A 15,308-nucleotide genomic window follows, 5' to 3' on the forward strand; every position below is an offset into this window, starting at 1 on the left:
GGGTCTCCGTAAGAGTGCCTGGGATCATGGGCCGAGAATGCGCGCCAGATGTTCGTGCTGCAGGTCAACGCCGAGAAACCGACAGATCTGCACGATCTGGCCATAGATCATGTGTTGTCCGTGGTGAACGCGGCAGCCACGCTGGCGTGCCGCAGCCAATAGTGGTGTATCGCCGGCGCGCATCACGGCTTCGCAGACCAGGGCGCCAGCCTGTAGGGTGCTGGGGTCAAGCGGCAGGGCGTCGTCGTCCTTGAGGCCCAGAGATGTGGCGTTGATGATCACATCGAAGCCCTGCGCATTTCCGTCACTAGTGCTCAGATCAACCGTGGGGTAGTGCGCTGCAAGGCGTTCCAGCAGGGCTTCGGCGCGGGCCGGAGAACGATTGTAGATCGCCAGTCGTGCCGGGTTTTGCCGGGCAATCGCCGCGGCAATCGACTTGCCGGCGCCACCGGCACCCACCAGCAATACGCGCTTGCCTTCCAGTCGATGACCCTGCTGATGCAGCCCGGCAAGCATGCCTTCGCCATCGAAGTTGCCACCGGTCAGTCGACCGCTCTCGGGGTCAATCCGAACTGCATTGACCGAGCCGACCTGACGCGCCATATCGGTCAATTCATCGCAGTATTCAACGATGCTTTCCTTGTAAGGGATGGTCACGACCAGACCGTGCAGGTTGGCAATGCCGGATGCGCCGAGCAGTACCTTGTGCAGGTTTGTCCCTTGTACGTGCAGCGGCACGCAAACTAGGTCAAGGCCTTGGTTGGTGGCGCTTTGGTTGATCACTTGTGGGGTTTTTACATGGGCAATCGGATCGGCAACGATGCCGATCAGTCGCGTCTGGCCACTGATGTGCATGGGGAACCTCAAAGGCAGGAGTAGAAGCGCACGTAGGCTGTCGCGTCACGGGCGGGGTTGACGCAGGAGGCGCGCTTGCATGAAGCCGGTGGTTGTAGCAGTGCTGTGATACGGCCCATGAATGACAACCTGTCTGACATATTTTTTAGTGGTCTGACATGATGTTAGAAGGCTTCGCTTTCAGGTGTCAAGGGGGCTCAGGGGATCAAGCCTGCAGGTACATGTCCATGCGCTTGGCGGCATTGCGCAGGTGTCGCTCGGCGGCTTCACCAGCCAACACCGGATCACGGGCCTGGATGGCCTGGAAGATGGCCTGGTGCTCGTCCTGCACGTCCTGGATCAGCTCGTTGTAAATTTCAGCGGTGTTGCTGCGGGCTTCTCGAATCAGGCGCCGAACGCTGTGGTCGAGGTACTCGTTGAGTGATTTGAAGTGCGGGTTGTGGGTAGCCGCGACAATGGCCTGGTGGAAGGCGTAGTCCTCTTCGTCACCCAACTGGTCATTGACCATCGCGTATTCCATGCCGACCAGCGCCTGGCGAATTTTCTTCAGGTCTTCGGGGGTATGACGCAAGGCTGCCAGGCGCGTGGCGCCCACTTCGATAGTGATCAGGAACTCGAGGATATGCAGCAACGCGTCTTCCTCGCCCAGCGATACTTCCTTCAAGCGAAACGCATGGCGCTCGCCGCGCTTGGCAACAAACGCACCCTTGCCTTGCTGGGTGGTAATCAGTTCTTCGAACTTGAGCTGCGACAAGGCTTCGCGCACCACCGCCCGGCTAACCGAAAACTGTTCGCACAATTGCCTTTCGCTTGGCAATTGATCACCGGTAGCCAGCCGTCCGGACTGGATCTCGCCGCTGAGCCAGTTGACTATCTCCATGGGTAGGGGCTGGTGGGGATGCACGTTAACGCTTTTCATTGTTCAGTCCTCTGCCGGTAGGCAGCACGGGTACAGGCATCGAAGTGATGAGCTGTTGATAGTGAAGCAGCGGGCTGTGGTCTTACAAGTGTTTGAAAAAATATTTTCAGCTTGGGTTGGCTGTTTTAAAGGCCTGCGAGCGAATTATAAAAAAATAAAATTATATTTTAGGGTTCGGGTGCTTTGACTTAAGGCAAGCGTTGTCGTAGTTTTCGCCAACTGGTCAGACATGTTGTTGATGATGTTCTACCAGACCGTAAATAAAAATAAAAAACGAGGTTTCCATGCACACCAAGACCACGCTGCGTCTGCTCACCCTCGGCACGACCCTGTTCGCTGGCATCGCCTGCGCTGATCCTTTGAAAGTGGCGTTGGTCGAGACCCTGTCGGGGCCGTCAGCCGCCACCGGGCAAATGTTTCGCGCCGCCACACGCTTTCAGATCGAACGGCTGAATGCCGAAGGCGGCTGGAATGGCGAACCGATCCAGCTTATCGAACTCGATAGCCAGGGAACCCCGGCAGGTGCTTCCGAGAAACTCAAAGCCGCCATTGGCAGCGGTGCGCAAATGATCGTTCAAGGTGCGTCCTCAGTGGCCGCAGGGCAGATCACTGAAGACGTGCGCAAGTACAACCTGCGCAACAAGGGTAAGGAGGTAGTGTTTCTCAACGTCGGGGGAGAAGCACTGGAACTGACGGGCAGCAAATGCCACTTCTACCACTTCCGTTTCAACGGGAATGCGCCGATACGGGTCAAAACCCTGGTGGTGGCGATGAAAGAAGCGGGCGCCTTGGGCAGTAAGGTCTATTCCATGAACCAGAACTACAGCTGGGGCTTGGACATGGAAAAAGCCATTACTGAAAACGCGGCGACTGGTGGTTATCAGTTGGTAGGTAAAAGCCTGCATGACACCCAAAAGGTGCAGGACTTCTCGCCCTATATTGCTCGCATCCAGGCTTCGGGTGCCGAAACCGTGCTGACCGGCAACTGGGGCAACGACCTGTTGTTGCTGATGAAGGCCAGTCGCTCTGCCGGGTTGAAACTGCGCTTTGGCACCGCCTTTCTTGACCAGCCGGGTAACCTGGCCAACGCCGGAGATGTCGCGCTGGGGCACTACGTCTCCCATCCTTTCAATATCGAGGCGGCCGGTGAGGAGGGCGAACGCTTTGCCACTCAGTACCAGGCCAGCACCGGGCACCTGCCGGCTTACATCGAACCCCAGACCGTATTTGCCTTGCAGATGGTCGGCAATGTGCTGAAGAAACTGCCGGCACAAGACGGTCGCCTCAATACCCGCAGTTTCGCGCTGGCTCTGGAAAAAGCCAGCGACAGCAACCCGCTGGGTGAAGTGCGCATGCGGACCGAAGATCACCAATTGCTGATGCCGTTTGTGGTGTCGGTGGTCTCGAAAGAAGCTCGCTACAAAGTCGATGGCACTGACATGGGCTTCTTGCCGATCAAGTCGTTCAGTGCCGATGAAGCAGCAGCGCCTGTCCAGGACACCTGCCAGATGCAACGACCTGAGTGACGCCGCATGGCGTGCCGGCCGGTACGTCTTTCTGTCCATCGCGAACGCTGGAGTCGCCTATGGAATTTCTCACAGTTTCACTGCTTAACGGCGTGATCTACGGTCTGCTGCTGTTTATGGTTTCGGCCGGGTTGACGCTGATTTTCGGCATGATGGGCGTGCTCAATTTCGCCCATGCCTCCTTCTATATGGTGGGCGCCTACCTGGCCTATACCCTGCAGAAGTTTGTCGGTTTTACCAGTGCGGTACTGCTCTCGACCGTGCTGGTGGGCCTGCTCGGGGTGATCGTCGAGCGTTTCTTCCTGCGCCGGGTACACAAGCATGGCCACGCTCATGAACTGCTGCTGACCTTCGGCCTGACCTTTATCATTGCCGAGTTGATCAAGTTGTTCTACGGCAATTTTTCTGTCGAGTACCGGATCCCTGAGTTCCTCAATTTTGCTGCCTTCCAGGTATTCAACACGGATTACCCGTTCTATCGCCTGTTGATGGGCGGGGTTTCGCTGCTGGTGTTCGGCCTGATTTACCTGCTGCTGACCCGCACTCGGGTCGGCATCGTCGTGCGGGCGGCGATCCATCGTCCGCAGATGGCCGAGGCCCTGGGGCATAACGTGCCTCTGGTGTTCATGGCGGTATTCGGTATCGGTGCGGCACTGGCGGGGCTGGCCGGAGCGCTGGCCGGAGCGTTCTACACCACCAATCCGAATATGGCCCTGGAGCTGGGCGTCATCGTCTTTGTCGTGGTGGTTGTCGGCGGTCTGGGTTCGATGGCCGGGGCAATGATCGCTTCGCTGTTGATCGGATTGATCTCCTCGTTCGCAGTAGGTGTGGACCTCAGCCTGGCTTCGCTCTTCGGTTTGCTGGGGGCAGGTGACTGGGCACAGCAGATGGGTGGGCTGATGACCCTCAAAGTGTCCAGCGTGGCGGCAACCATTCCGTTTGCACTGATGCTGCTGATTTTGCTGATCCGGCCGTCCGGGCTGATGGGCGAGAAGGGATAAACCATGAAACTTACGAAAATCCTCCTGGCGGTGTTGTTGCTGGCCCTGCTGGTGCTGCCCGCCATCCTGCCGGCAGCGATGGTCAATGCGGCTATTCAGATGCTTATCGCAGCCTTGTTTGCCTGTGCCTTCAACTTGTTGTGTGGGCAGGGCGGCATGCTTTCGTTCGGCCACGCGGCATACTTCGGCGTTGGTTCGTTCGCCACATTACACGCGATGAATGCGCTAAATGGCGAAGGTTTGCTGCCAACGCCGTTGCTGCCACTGATCGGTGCCTTGGGCGGCTTTATCTGCGGTTTGTGTGCTGGCTGGTTTGCCACCAAACGGGCGGGTGTCTACTTCTCCATGATTACCCTGGCGCTGGCTGAGCTGCTGCATTCCCTGGCCCCGCACCTGAGTATGCTGTTCGGTGGTGAGGCGGGTATTTCGTCCATGCGCTCCCCTGCCTGGGGCCTGGATTTCGGCGACGCCACCCAGGTGTACTACCTGACGCTGGGCTGGGTGGTGCTGTCGATTGCCTTGCTCTATGCCTTCACGCTGACCCCTATGGGGCGTTTGACCTTCGCCCTGCGCGAGAACGGCCACCGGCTGCAGTTCCTGGGCTACAACGTGCATCGTTTACGGGTGCTGGTATTTGCCTTGTCGGCAATGTTCGCCGGTATCGCCGGGGGCTTGCAGGCGCTGAACCTGGAGTCGGCCAACTACGTGTTGTTCGACATGCGCTTTTCCGCAGAAGTGGTGCTCAATACATACATCGGCGGGGTTAACGTGTTCCTCGGGCCGGTGCTCGGCGCAGCGCTGATGACGTTTTTTGGCAATGCTGCCTCCGACCTTACGCAGTCCTGGTTGCTGTATCAGGGCCTGCTGTTCGTTTTGGTGATGATGTTCATGCCCAGTGGCCTGGCCGGACTGGTGCTGTGCTGGAGTGCGCAAATTCGTCGGCGCGGCTGGCTGGCGGTCATCCCGGCGGCGTTGTCTGCGCTGATCACTGCGGGGCTGTTGAGCCTGGCGGTGGTGTTTGCGATCGAAACGTTGCAGCGGGTGTTTAGCCAGGACTATCAGGCGCTGCTGATAGCGGACCAGCCCTGGCCTGCAATCAGCCTGTTCGGTCGTGAATGGCTACCGGGCGCGCTGCTGACCTGGGCCATGCCGTTGCTGCTGGGGTTGGCGGGGTTGCTGGTCTTGAAGCTGGCTCGTCGGCAATGGCTGCGTCTGCTGGACGATGAGCCGGCGGCCGGGCCCGTCGCCCTCAGATCTCGGGTCGAAGGAGAACAATCATGAGCCGTGCAATCCTGCAGTTACGCGATGTGCACAAGTCATTTGGCGAGGCACACATCATTCGTGGTGCGCAGCTTGAGTTGCACACCGGGGAACGCCACGCGGTGATCGGTCCCAACGGGGCGGGCAAGTCGACCTTGTTCCATTTGATTTCCGGGCAGTTGCAGCCCAGCAGCGGGCAGATTCTCCTGGGTGAGGAAGCGATCCAGGGTTATTCGCCGCAGCACATTAATCACTTGGGGTTGTCGCGTTCGTTTCAGATCACCAACATTTTTCCCGGACTTTCGGTGTTCGAAAACCTGCGTATCGCAGTCATGCGCAAACACGGGATGCAATACCACTTCTGGCGCTCGATCCAGCGTTACTCTGAGGTGCGCGCACAGACCGAGCAACTGCTCGAACAGGTGCGGCTACAGGACAAGCAAACAGTGTGCGCAGCCGAACTGTCCTACTCCGAGCAGCGCGCCCTGGAGATAGGCATGACCCTGGCCTGTGACCCTCGGGTGATCCTGCTGGACGAGCCGATGGCGGGCATGTCCCATGAGGAAACCGACTACGCCCTGAACCTGATTCGCGAGGTTACCCAGGGGCGTTCGCTACTGATTGTCGAGCATGACATGGACGTGGTGTTCTCCCTGTGCGACCGCATCAGCGTACTGGTGTACGGCGAAGTCATAGCCACTGGCACGCCGGATCAGATCCGCGCTGACCGTCGGGTGCAGGAAGCCTATCTGGGAGAGGAGCAATGCGCATGAACTCGATTTCGCCAAACCTGCTGTCGATCAGCGATCTGCATGTTCATTACGGCAAGAGCCATGTGTTGCATGGGGTCGACTTGAGCATCGGTCATAACGAAGTGGTAAGCCTGCTTGGGCGCAATGGCGCCGGGCGTTCGACCACCATGAAAGCAGTAATGGGCCTGGTGCCGCCCAGTGCGGGCAGCATCCAGCTGGGGGGGCGGGAGCTGACGGGGCTGCGTCCGTACCGCATCAGTCGCGCCGGAGTCGGTTTTGTTCCGGAGGAGCGTGAAGTATTCGCCAACCTCAGCGTCGAGGAAAACCTGCGCATGGGGCAGCAAGTGGCGACTGACGGTGCCACGGCATGGACCGTCGAGCAGATGTTCGACTACTTTCCGCGACTGCGCGAGCGACGCAACACGGGTGCAGGCAACCTTTCGGGTGGCGAGCAGCAGATGCTCACCCTGTGCCGTTCGCTGCTGGGCTGTCCCAAAGTGCTGATGATCGACGAACCCACCGAGGGGCTGGCACCGAAGATTGTCGCCGTGGTCGCCGAGGCCATTCGCGATATTCACCGGCGAGGCGTCTCAATCCTGCTGGTAGAACAGAAGCTGACTATCGCCCTCAAGGTCTCCAGCCGTGTCTGCGTAATGGGGCATGGGCGGATCGTCTTCGAGGGCACGCCCCAGGCACTCACCGATGACCCGAGCCTGATGAAGGAGTGGCTGGCGGTCTGAGGTCGCAAGCGCGTTTAACCGGCAGGTCCGCCTGCCATTTTCTACCTGATCCCATCGCCGACCTCGTGTGCGCAAGGGATCGTTGTGTCTGCAATCCACCGGGAATAACAATAAAAATGAGCCTATCTAAACATTTCAGCGCACGACCACTGTTGTTGCTCAGTACTTTGCCGGGCTTGGCCCTGGCCCAGGAGCAAGGTTTTATCGAGGACGCCAAGGCCAGCGTGCAGATGCGCAACTTCTATTTCAATCGTGACTTTCGCGACAGTGGCGCCGCCAGGGCCAAGAGCGAGGAGTGGGCCCAGGGGTTCTTGCTCAATGCTCAGTCCGGCTACACCCAAGGTACCGTCGGTGTGGGGGTCGATATTATCGGTCGCCTCGGGGTCAAGCTCGACAGCGGCGGTGGGCGCGCAGGCAGCTTGTTGCTGCCCAATGACGGCAATGGTTCCGCAGATGATTTCTCCAGCCTGGGGGCGGCGGTCAAGATGAAAGTGTCCAGGACCGAACTGAAAGTCGGGGAGCTGCTGCCGACCCTGCCGATCCTTCAGTACAACGATGCGCGCTTGCTGCCGCAGACCTTTCAGGGCGCCATGCTGACCTCCAGGGAAATCACCGGGCTGACCCTCAATGCCGGGCAGATGCGCTCGTTCACCCAGCGCAACTCGAGCAATCGTGAAGACTTGTTCATCGATGGCCGCGCCTTCGCCACATCTGATCGTTACAACTACTTGGGCGGCGAATACCGTTTCAATCAGGAGCGGACCATGGTGGGCCTGTGGGGCGCACAACTGGAGGATATCTACCGTCAGCGCTTTATCCAGTTCACCCACAAACAACCGGTTGGCGCCTGGACGCTGGGCGCGAATATCGGCCTGCTGGATTCCGAAGAAGAGGGTCAGGCCAAGGCTGGGCAGATCGACAACCGTTCGTTCTTCACGGCCCTGAGTGCAGGATTGGGCGGGCATACGCTGATGGCCGCCTGGCAGCGTATGTATGGCGATGACGGCACCATCTGGTTGAGCCCCACCACCACCGTGCTGCCCAGCGATATCCAGGTGCGCAATTTTGCCTCCGCCGAAGAGAAAGCCTGGCAACTGCGCTACGACTACAACTTTGTCGCTCTGGGTGTCCCTGGGCTTAGCGCCTTCGTGCGCTACGTCAATGGCGACAATGTGGCGGTTGCTGGTGGTAACGGCGGCAAGGAATGGGAGCGGGATTTCGACCTGTCCTATGTGATCCAGAGCGGGCCTTTGAAGAACCTCGGGCTGCGCTGGAGGAATGCCATGGTGCGCTCCAATTTCGGCCCCTCAGTGGACGATAACCGGCTGATTGTAAGCTACAGCCTGGCGCTGTTCTGATCGTTGCAGCAGGGTATTTTCAACAAATCCCTTTGACAGACTCCTGGCAGCGAGTTAATTTTTTGCTACTGGTCTGACAAGTAGTTTTAAATGTATGACCAGACATAAAAACAAGTGAGAACAGCATGTCCCATCCAGATATTTCTCCTGCTACCTCCCAACAGTCACGGTCCGATGCAGCCGTTTTCCAGCACAGTGCCTATGCCGGTATCGACGGCAAGGTGGTGGTCGTAACCGGCGGCGGTAGCGGCATAGGCCTGGCCTTGGCCGAAGGCTTTGCCCGCAACGGCGCGCACTTGCTGCTGATCGATATCAATGCCCAGGCCATGGCGGACGCCAAGAGCGCGTTGCAGCACAATTTTCCGTCGACACGGGTTGAATGTTTCCTGGCTTCGGTCACCGACGAAGCTGCTGTCGAAGCTGCCTTCGCTCACGCCAAGGCGTGTTTCGGGCGTATCGATGTGTTGCTCAACAACGCGGGCGTATCGATCAACAAACCGTCCCTGGACATCACTCCCACCGAATGGCGTCGGGCCATCGAGATTAATTTCAACAGCGTGTTCTTCTGCGCCCAAGCGGCAGCACGACACATGATCGACCAACAGAGCGGGGTGATTATCAACACCTCGTCGATGTGGGGCGTGTCCCATTCCGCGGATCGCACTGCGTACTGCGCAACCAAGGCCGCTGTGGTCTCCATGACCAAGTGCCTGGCGGTGGAGTGGGCCGGGCATGGTATCCGCATGAATGCCATCGGCCCGGGCTATACCCGGACTCCGCTGGTGGAAGAACTGCAACGTGCTGGCCGCCTGGACGTCGAAGCCCTGCGCAAGCGCACACCGCTGCAACGCCTCGGTGAACCGGGCGAAATGGCTGAGCTGGCGCTGTTTCTGGCCTCCAGCAGCGCGACCTTCATCACCGGGCAAATTTACGTATCGGACGGCGGCTGGACCGCTAACGGCTTCTAGTTCGCCCTCGTTGCGCGGGCCCGCCGTGGCCTGTCGATTCAAGTCATTTGTGGAGAAGTGAAATGCCGAAAAGTGTTGCCTTGTCGCCGGCCTCGCCGTGGGTCGAGCTCAGTTCCACTGACGCCGATTGGAAGCAGGCCGATCCTGCGTTGCTGGGCACCATGCTCAGCCAATTACACCTGATCCGAGCCTTTGAAGAGACCGTGCTGGAATTGGCAGGCGAAGGCCTGGTGCATGGTCCGGCGCATTCGAGCATCGGTCAGGAAGGAGGCGCGGTAGGTTCGATCGTTGCGTTGGGCGCGGCGGATGAAGTCAATGGTTCGCACCGGGGGCATCACCAGTTTCTGGCCAAGGCGCTGGTGTACCTGATGCCCACTGGTATCGACCCGAAATCGCCTGTCACTGCGCCGATCCAGGATTTGCTGCAACGCACCCTGGCGGAAATCCTGGGCCTGGCCCAGGGGTTTTGCAAAGGCCGTGGTGGTTCGATGCATCTGCAGTGGGCCGAGGCTGGTGCCCTGGGAACCAACGCTATCGTCGGTGGCGGGGTACCGCTGGCAGCCGGTGCCGCCTGGGCCCATCGGCATGCCCGGACCGACACCGTGGCGGTGACCTATTTCGGTGATGGCGCGGTAAACATCGGTTCGGTGCTGGAAACCATGAACCTGGCAGCGGCCTGGAAACTGCCGCTTTGTTTCTTCATTGAAAACAATCTGTACGCGGTCTCCACCACGGTTGAGGAAGCCACTGCCGAGCCACGTCTGTCGGCGCGCGGGCAGGGTTTCAATATCCCGAGCTGGAAGGTCGATGGTATGGACCCGCTGGCGGTCTACCTGGCCATGCAGCAAGCGCTGGCGCATATGCGCGCGGGCAACGGTCCAACCGTTATCGAGGCTGATGTGTACCGGTTCTTTCATCAAAACGGACCGTTCCCTGGCAGCGCATTCGGTTACCGCAGCAAGGAAGAAGAACAGAGCTGGCGTGCCCGTGATCCGTTGGAGCGTCTGGCGCGGGAAATGAAAAAACGCGACCTGATCGACGACGCCGGATTGGCCGATCTGCGTCAAACCATCAAGCTGGCTATGGTTCAGGCGGCTGCCGCATTGCTCGAAGCCGACCCGGCTGGTAAACCGGGCAAACGACGGATTCGTCCCGAGTTGTGGCCGTCGCCGGACTTTCGCGATGTCGGTATTCGTGGTGACCTCAGTGAACTGGCCTCTGCCCGCACCTGTGAACAGGCGACCTATAGCGGTGGCCTGGAGCCACGCAAGTTCATCGACGCCATCGCCGATGTGATGAACAGGCGCATGGAAACCGATGACAGCATTGTCGTCATGGGCGAGGACGTACACCGTCTAAAGGGCGGAACCAACGGCGCCACTCGCGGCCTGAAAGAGCGTTTTCCGGAGCGCATACTCGGCACCCCTATCAGTGAAAACGCTTTCTGTGGGCTGGGTGGCGGTATGGCCCTGGATGGGCGTTTCAAACCGGTGGTGGAGTTTATGTACCCCGACTTTATGTGGGTCGCCGCCGACCAGGTATTCAACCAGATCGGCAAGGCCCGGCACATGTTCGGCGGGCAAAGTGACGTACCACTGGTGCTGCGTACCAAGATTGCCATGGGCACCGGCTACGGTTCGCAGCACTCCATGGATCCGGCCGGAATCTACGTGACCAATCCGGGCTGGCGCATCGTTGCGGCTTCCACGCCGTTCGACTACATAGGCTTGATGAACACCGCGCTGGCCTGCAAGGACCCGGTGCTGGTGATCGAGCACGTCGATCTGTACACCCAGAACGGCGAAGTGCCTGTGGACGACCTGGACTATCAGATCCCGTTCGGTACTGCCGCCGTGCGCCGTGAAGGTCGCGACCTGACCATCCTTACGTACTTGAGCATGGTCGGGCACTCGCTGGAAGCGGTGGCACAGACCGGTATCGATGCCGAAGTCATTGACCTGCGTTTCCTCGACCGTGCCAGCTTTGACTGGGCCACGGTCGAGGCGAGCATTCGCAAGACCAATAATGTACTGATCGTCGAGCAGGGCGCACGGGGGACTTCCTACGGCGGTTGGCTGGCTGACGAACTGCAGCGCCGTTGCTTCGACTGGCTCGACCAACCGATCCAGCGCGTGACCGGTGGCGAAGGCTCACCAAGTATTTCAAAAGTCCTGGAGCGCGCCGCCTGTGCCCGCACCGAGGAAGTGATCGAAGGCCTGCAACAGGTCATCCGTGAAAAAGGGGCACACCAATGAGTATGAATATGCTGGTTCCAATGGAAGTGGGAATTTGCTGCGTCGATCTCCCGGCCCTCAGCCGTTTTTATCAGAATGTGTTGGGTTTTACCTTTGTCGCCCAGGTACATATGCCCGCTGCCGCCGCGCAACAGGTCGGTCTGAGCGAAGGCGGCTACAGCGTGGTGCGTCTGCAGACGCCCTACGGTGAACGGATCAAGCTGCTGGCACCTGAGCGGGTGCCAACCCGGCATGAACAGGGGTTGATCCTCGACCGCCAGAATGCGAGCTACCTGACGTTCATTGTCGAAGATATCGCCACTCTGGTGGCCGACCTGAAACATGCCGGCGCGAGCTTTTTCGCCGGTGATGCGCCGATCCAGCTGCGACCTGACGTGAAGGCTCTGTTCTGCCGAGACCCGGAAGGCAACGTGCTGGAACTCGTGGAATACGCCGACATCGCCGCCTACCGTCCCGACCTGTTCAACGACCGGAGTGCCTGATGGCCAAGCTCTTACATATGCCGGAGGTGTCGGCCAACGCTACCCACGCCGCGATCCAGAACTGGACCCTCAAGGAAGGCGACACGATTAGCGCCGGTGATTGCATTGCCGAGATCGAAACCGAAAAGGCGCTGGTCGAACTGGCAGCCGAAGAAGATGCGGTGCTGGGCAAGATCCTGGTCGAACCGGGGCGTGAGGTGGAAGTGGGGGCGCCGATTGGGGTGCTGTTTGCCAGAGGCGAAACTAATGTCGATATTGCGGCGCTATTGGCCAAGGCTGGTGCGCTGTCGGCGGCCAATGAACCGGTGGTGGATGCACCTGTGCTCCAGCCTCGGGCCGAGGTGGCACCTGCGATTGACGTCTGTCATAGCGAGCGCATCTTCGCCAGCCCTCTGGCCCGCCGCCTGGCGGCGGCCAAGGGCCTTGACCTGACGAGCCTCAAGGGCAGCGGGCCAAACGGGCGCATCGTCAAGCGCGACGTCGAGGCAGCACCCGCTGCCAATACAGCGCTCGCGTCGGTGGCGGCGCCGGTATCGGCTATCGACTTTGATGAAGTCCCGCACAGCAGTATGCGCAAGACCATTGCCCGGCGCCTGGTGGAGAGCAAGGCCACGGTCCCGCATTTCTATCTCGAGCTGGAGTGCCGGATGGAGCCTCTGCTGGCCCTTCGCGAGCAGGTCAACCGTACGGCATCGAGGAAGATTTCGATCAACGATTTCATCGTCAAGGCGGTGGCCGTCGCCCTGCGGCAAGTTCCGGCAATGAACGTAACCTGGACCGAGACGGCGCTGCGCCGCTATCACCAGGCGGATGTCTGCGTGGCGGTCTCCACTGATAGCGGCCTGATTACGCCAGTGGTGCGCAATGCCGACAGCAAGGCTCTTTCGCAGATCAGCGCGGATGTGGCGGAGCTGGCCGGGCGTGCCCGCGACGGCCGTCTGCGCCCCGAGGAATACCAAGGTGGCAGTTTCACTATCAGTAATCTGGGAATGTTTGGCGTCGAGCAGTTCAGCGCCATCATCAATCCACCCCACGCGGCGATTCTGGCGGTGGGCGCAACGCAGCTGAAACCGGTGGTTGAAAACGGTGAGTTGACGGTCGGTTCGGTACTGCGTTGCACCCTCTCGGTGGATCATCGGGCCGTGGATGGCGCACTGGCGGCGCAATGGCTGGCAGTGTTCAAGGGCCTGCTGGAAAACCCGTTGGGCATGCTGATCTGAGGGAGTTGCCATGAGCGAAATAAAATTTGATGTGATCGTCGTGGGTGGCGGTCCCGGCGGTTATGTGGCGGCCATCCGCGCCAGTCAGCTGGGGCTGCGCACGGCGTTGGTGGAAAAGGCGCAGTTGGGTGGGGTCTGCCTCAACTGGGGCTGTATTCCGACCAAGGCCCTATTGCGCAGTGCCGACGTACTGCGCCTGATCGGCAATGCGAGCAGCTTTGGTATCGAGGTCGCAGCGGCCAGGCCAGACCTGAAGGCAATCGTCAAGCGTTCCCGCGATGTGGCCGCCCAGTTGCATCGGGGTGTCAGCGGGTTGATGAAAAAGCACCGCGTCCAGGTGTTCAACGGACATGCGCGACTGGATGGGCCGCAGCGGCTGAAAGTGACCGGGGAGAAGGGTGACTTTAGCCTGTCGGCGCCGCACATTATTCTGGCAACCGGTGCCCGGGCACGGGTACTGCCGGGCATGGAACCGGACGGTAAACATTTCTGGACCTACCGCCAGGCGCTGGTGCCGGACAGCGTGCCCAAGCGGCTGGTGATCATCGGCGCGGGTGCGATCGGTGTCGAGTTCGCCAGTTTCTATCACGCTCTTGGCGCCCAGGTCAGCCTGGTGGAAATGGCTGAGCGGATTCTCCCGATAGAGGATCAAGAGATCAGTGCCCATGTGGCGCAGGCCCTGACTCGTGACGGTATCCGGCTGTACACCGGCTGTGCGCTGCAAGGCAGCAAGGTGGAGCAGGGCATAGTGCAGTTGCGTCTGGAAGGAAAGAGCAATGAAACGCTGGAGGCCGACGTAGTGCTGGTGGCTGCGGGGATTGTCGGTAACGTTGAGGAACTGGGGTTGGAAAGCACTGGGGTCAAGGTGCAGCACACCCATGTATTGGTGGATGAGTTTTGCCGCACGGGCGAGCCGGGCGTATACGCCATTGGTGATCTTGCCGGGGCGCCGTGGCTGGCGCACAAGGCCAGTCACGAAGCCGTGCTTTGTGTTGAAAAAATCGCGGGTTTGAATCCCCATCCATTGGATTCCCGGAGCGTGCCGGCCTGTACCTATAGCCACCCGCAAGTCGCCAGCGTCGGCTACACCGAAGCCCAGGCGCGCAGTGCCGGCAAGACAATCAGGGTCGGCAAGTTCCCCTTTGCGGCTAACGGCAAGGCGATTGCCATGGGCGCTACGGAGGGTTTCGTCAAGGTCGTGTTCGACGCGGCCAGCGGCGAGTTGCTGGGCGCCCATATGGTCGGGGAGGAGGTTACCGAAATGATTCAGGGCTACGCCATCGCACGGGGGCTGGAGACCACAGAGGCTGAACTGATCGACAGTATCCTGCCACACCCGACCATGTCCGAAGCCATGCATGAAGCGGTACTGGCAGCCTACGACCGTGCCCTGCATGGCTGAGCGCAGCATGGATTGCGCTCCTTTCTGCGGCCGCTGGGCGGATGGGGCAGACGAGTTTTCGAAGAGCTTCCTCGGCTTGTAAGTCGCCCTGAGCCGGGCCCCATCACTATCAGGTTACAGTGTCAGGGCCCGGGTTCGGGCCTGAACCACCGCCTCTATTACCTGGCAGACTCCGGCCATATCCTCTGTACTCAATATGTTGAGCGTTTTAAGTGCTTCGCTAAAGCCCTCTGCGCGTTCGCATGCCATGCGAACTTGCAGGGTGTTTTTAGCGCCCTTGATAGCATTAAGTTGACGGTGCAAGCCGACACGTACCGCGTCGGGCATGCAAAGAGTTATAAAGGAACCAACACCTTTGCAGTAACGTATGCTCATCGCTTTATATACCCAATCCATGTGATTTTAAAGCTGACACTAAGGGTGTTCTATTGGCGCTGCTTGTAGTGTTTTGCACGCTTGCCAAGTGTAATTTGTCAAGATTTTTATATGTGTTTGCGGCAGGTCAGTTCAGGTCTTTAAAGCGCTTGGCTCAAGGCTTTCATGCTTTGTTTGCACTGTTTTAGTGCCTGC

At 59.5% G+C, this 15,308-nt stretch carries 13 protein-coding genes; 11 read left to right on the forward strand and 2 right to left on the reverse strand.

Going from position 1 to position 15,308, the window contains the following annotated elements; translation table 11 throughout:
- Window positions 1-24: 24 nt before the first annotated feature.
- Both N7D90_RS08790 and N7D90_RS08795 read right to left on the reverse strand, forming a co-directional pair.
- A complete protein-coding gene (locus N7D90_RS08790) occupies window positions 25-855 on the reverse strand; it encodes a shikimate dehydrogenase family protein (protein WP_261741790.1) in 831 nt (276 codons plus the stop codon).
- A 205-nt stretch (window positions 856-1,060) separates the two neighbouring features.
- Entirely contained in the window at window positions 1,061-1,774 is a 714-nt protein-coding gene (locus N7D90_RS08795; protein ID WP_261741791.1) for a FadR/GntR family transcriptional regulator, read from the reverse strand.
- Window positions 1,775-2,058: 284 nt separating this feature from the next.
- Here N7D90_RS08795 and N7D90_RS08800 point away from each other — a divergent pair, with 284 nt between their 5' ends.
- The 11 genes from N7D90_RS08800 (at window position 2,059) to lpdA (ending at window position 14,738) form a co-directional block, all read left to right on the forward strand.
- On the forward strand, window positions 2,059-3,300 hold the full coding sequence (locus N7D90_RS08800) for a branched-chain amino acid ABC transporter substrate-binding protein (protein ID WP_261741792.1): 1,242 nt from the start codon (window positions 2,059-2,061) through the stop codon (window positions 3,298-3,300).
- Between the two features lie 59 nt (window positions 3,301-3,359).
- Window positions 3,360-4,301 (forward strand): branched-chain amino acid ABC transporter permease, encoded by a 942-nt coding sequence (locus N7D90_RS08805; protein WP_261741793.1) that lies wholly within the window; start codon window positions 3,360-3,362, stop codon window positions 4,299-4,301.
- Window positions 4,302-4,304: 3 nt separating this feature from the next.
- Window positions 4,305-5,582 (forward strand): branched-chain amino acid ABC transporter permease, encoded by a 1,278-nt coding sequence (locus tag N7D90_RS08810; RefSeq protein ID WP_261741794.1) that lies wholly within the window; start codon window positions 4,305-4,307, stop codon window positions 5,580-5,582.
- A complete protein-coding gene (locus N7D90_RS08815) occupies window positions 5,579-6,334 on the forward strand; it encodes an ABC transporter ATP-binding protein (protein WP_261741795.1) in 756 nt (251 codons plus the stop codon). The genes N7D90_RS08810 and N7D90_RS08815 overlap by 4 nt, the downstream gene beginning before the upstream one ends.
- Window positions 6,331-7,053, forward strand: coding sequence for an ABC transporter ATP-binding protein (locus tag N7D90_RS08820; RefSeq protein ID WP_261741796.1), 723 nt, complete (start codon window positions 6,331-6,333; stop codon window positions 7,051-7,053). Before N7D90_RS08815 ends, N7D90_RS08820 begins: the two co-directional genes overlap by 4 nt.
- A 116-nt stretch (window positions 7,054-7,169) precedes the next feature.
- Window positions 7,170-8,411 (forward strand): OprD family porin, encoded by a 1,242-nt coding sequence (locus tag N7D90_RS08825; protein ID WP_261741797.1) that lies wholly within the window; start codon window positions 7,170-7,172, stop codon window positions 8,409-8,411.
- A gap of 125 nt (window positions 8,412-8,536) precedes the next feature.
- Window positions 8,537-9,379: an SDR family NAD(P)-dependent oxidoreductase gene (locus tag N7D90_RS08830; protein WP_261741798.1), complete on the forward strand. Its 843-nt coding sequence runs from the start codon at window positions 8,537-8,539 to the stop codon at window positions 9,377-9,379.
- A 62-nt stretch (window positions 9,380-9,441) separates the two neighbouring features.
- Complete coding sequence (locus N7D90_RS08835) at window positions 9,442-11,634, forward strand: thiamine pyrophosphate-dependent enzyme (protein WP_261741799.1); 2,193 nt, start codon at window positions 9,442-9,444, stop codon at window positions 11,632-11,634.
- Window positions 11,631-12,116 (forward strand): VOC family protein, encoded by a 486-nt coding sequence (locus N7D90_RS08840; RefSeq protein ID WP_261741800.1) that lies wholly within the window; start codon window positions 11,631-11,633, stop codon window positions 12,114-12,116. Before N7D90_RS08835 ends, N7D90_RS08840 begins: the two co-directional genes overlap by 4 nt.
- A complete protein-coding gene (locus N7D90_RS08845; protein ID WP_261741801.1) occupies window positions 12,116-13,336 on the forward strand; it encodes a pyruvate dehydrogenase complex dihydrolipoamide acetyltransferase in 1,221 nt (406 codons plus the stop codon). The genes N7D90_RS08840 and N7D90_RS08845 overlap by 1 nt, the downstream gene beginning before the upstream one ends.
- Window positions 13,337-13,346: 10 nt before the next feature.
- The gene (gene lpdA, locus N7D90_RS08850) at window positions 13,347-14,738 is read left to right on the forward strand and encodes a dihydrolipoyl dehydrogenase (RefSeq protein WP_261741802.1); all 1,392 of its coding nucleotides are present in this window, start codon (window positions 13,347-13,349) and stop codon (window positions 14,736-14,738) included.
- Window positions 14,739-15,308: the final 570 nt, after the last annotated feature.

The sequence above is a fragment of the Pseudomonas fragi genome (assembly GCF_025426255.1).
GTDB lineage: Bacteria > Pseudomonadota > Gammaproteobacteria > Pseudomonadales > Pseudomonadaceae > Aquipseudomonas > Aquipseudomonas kulmbachensis.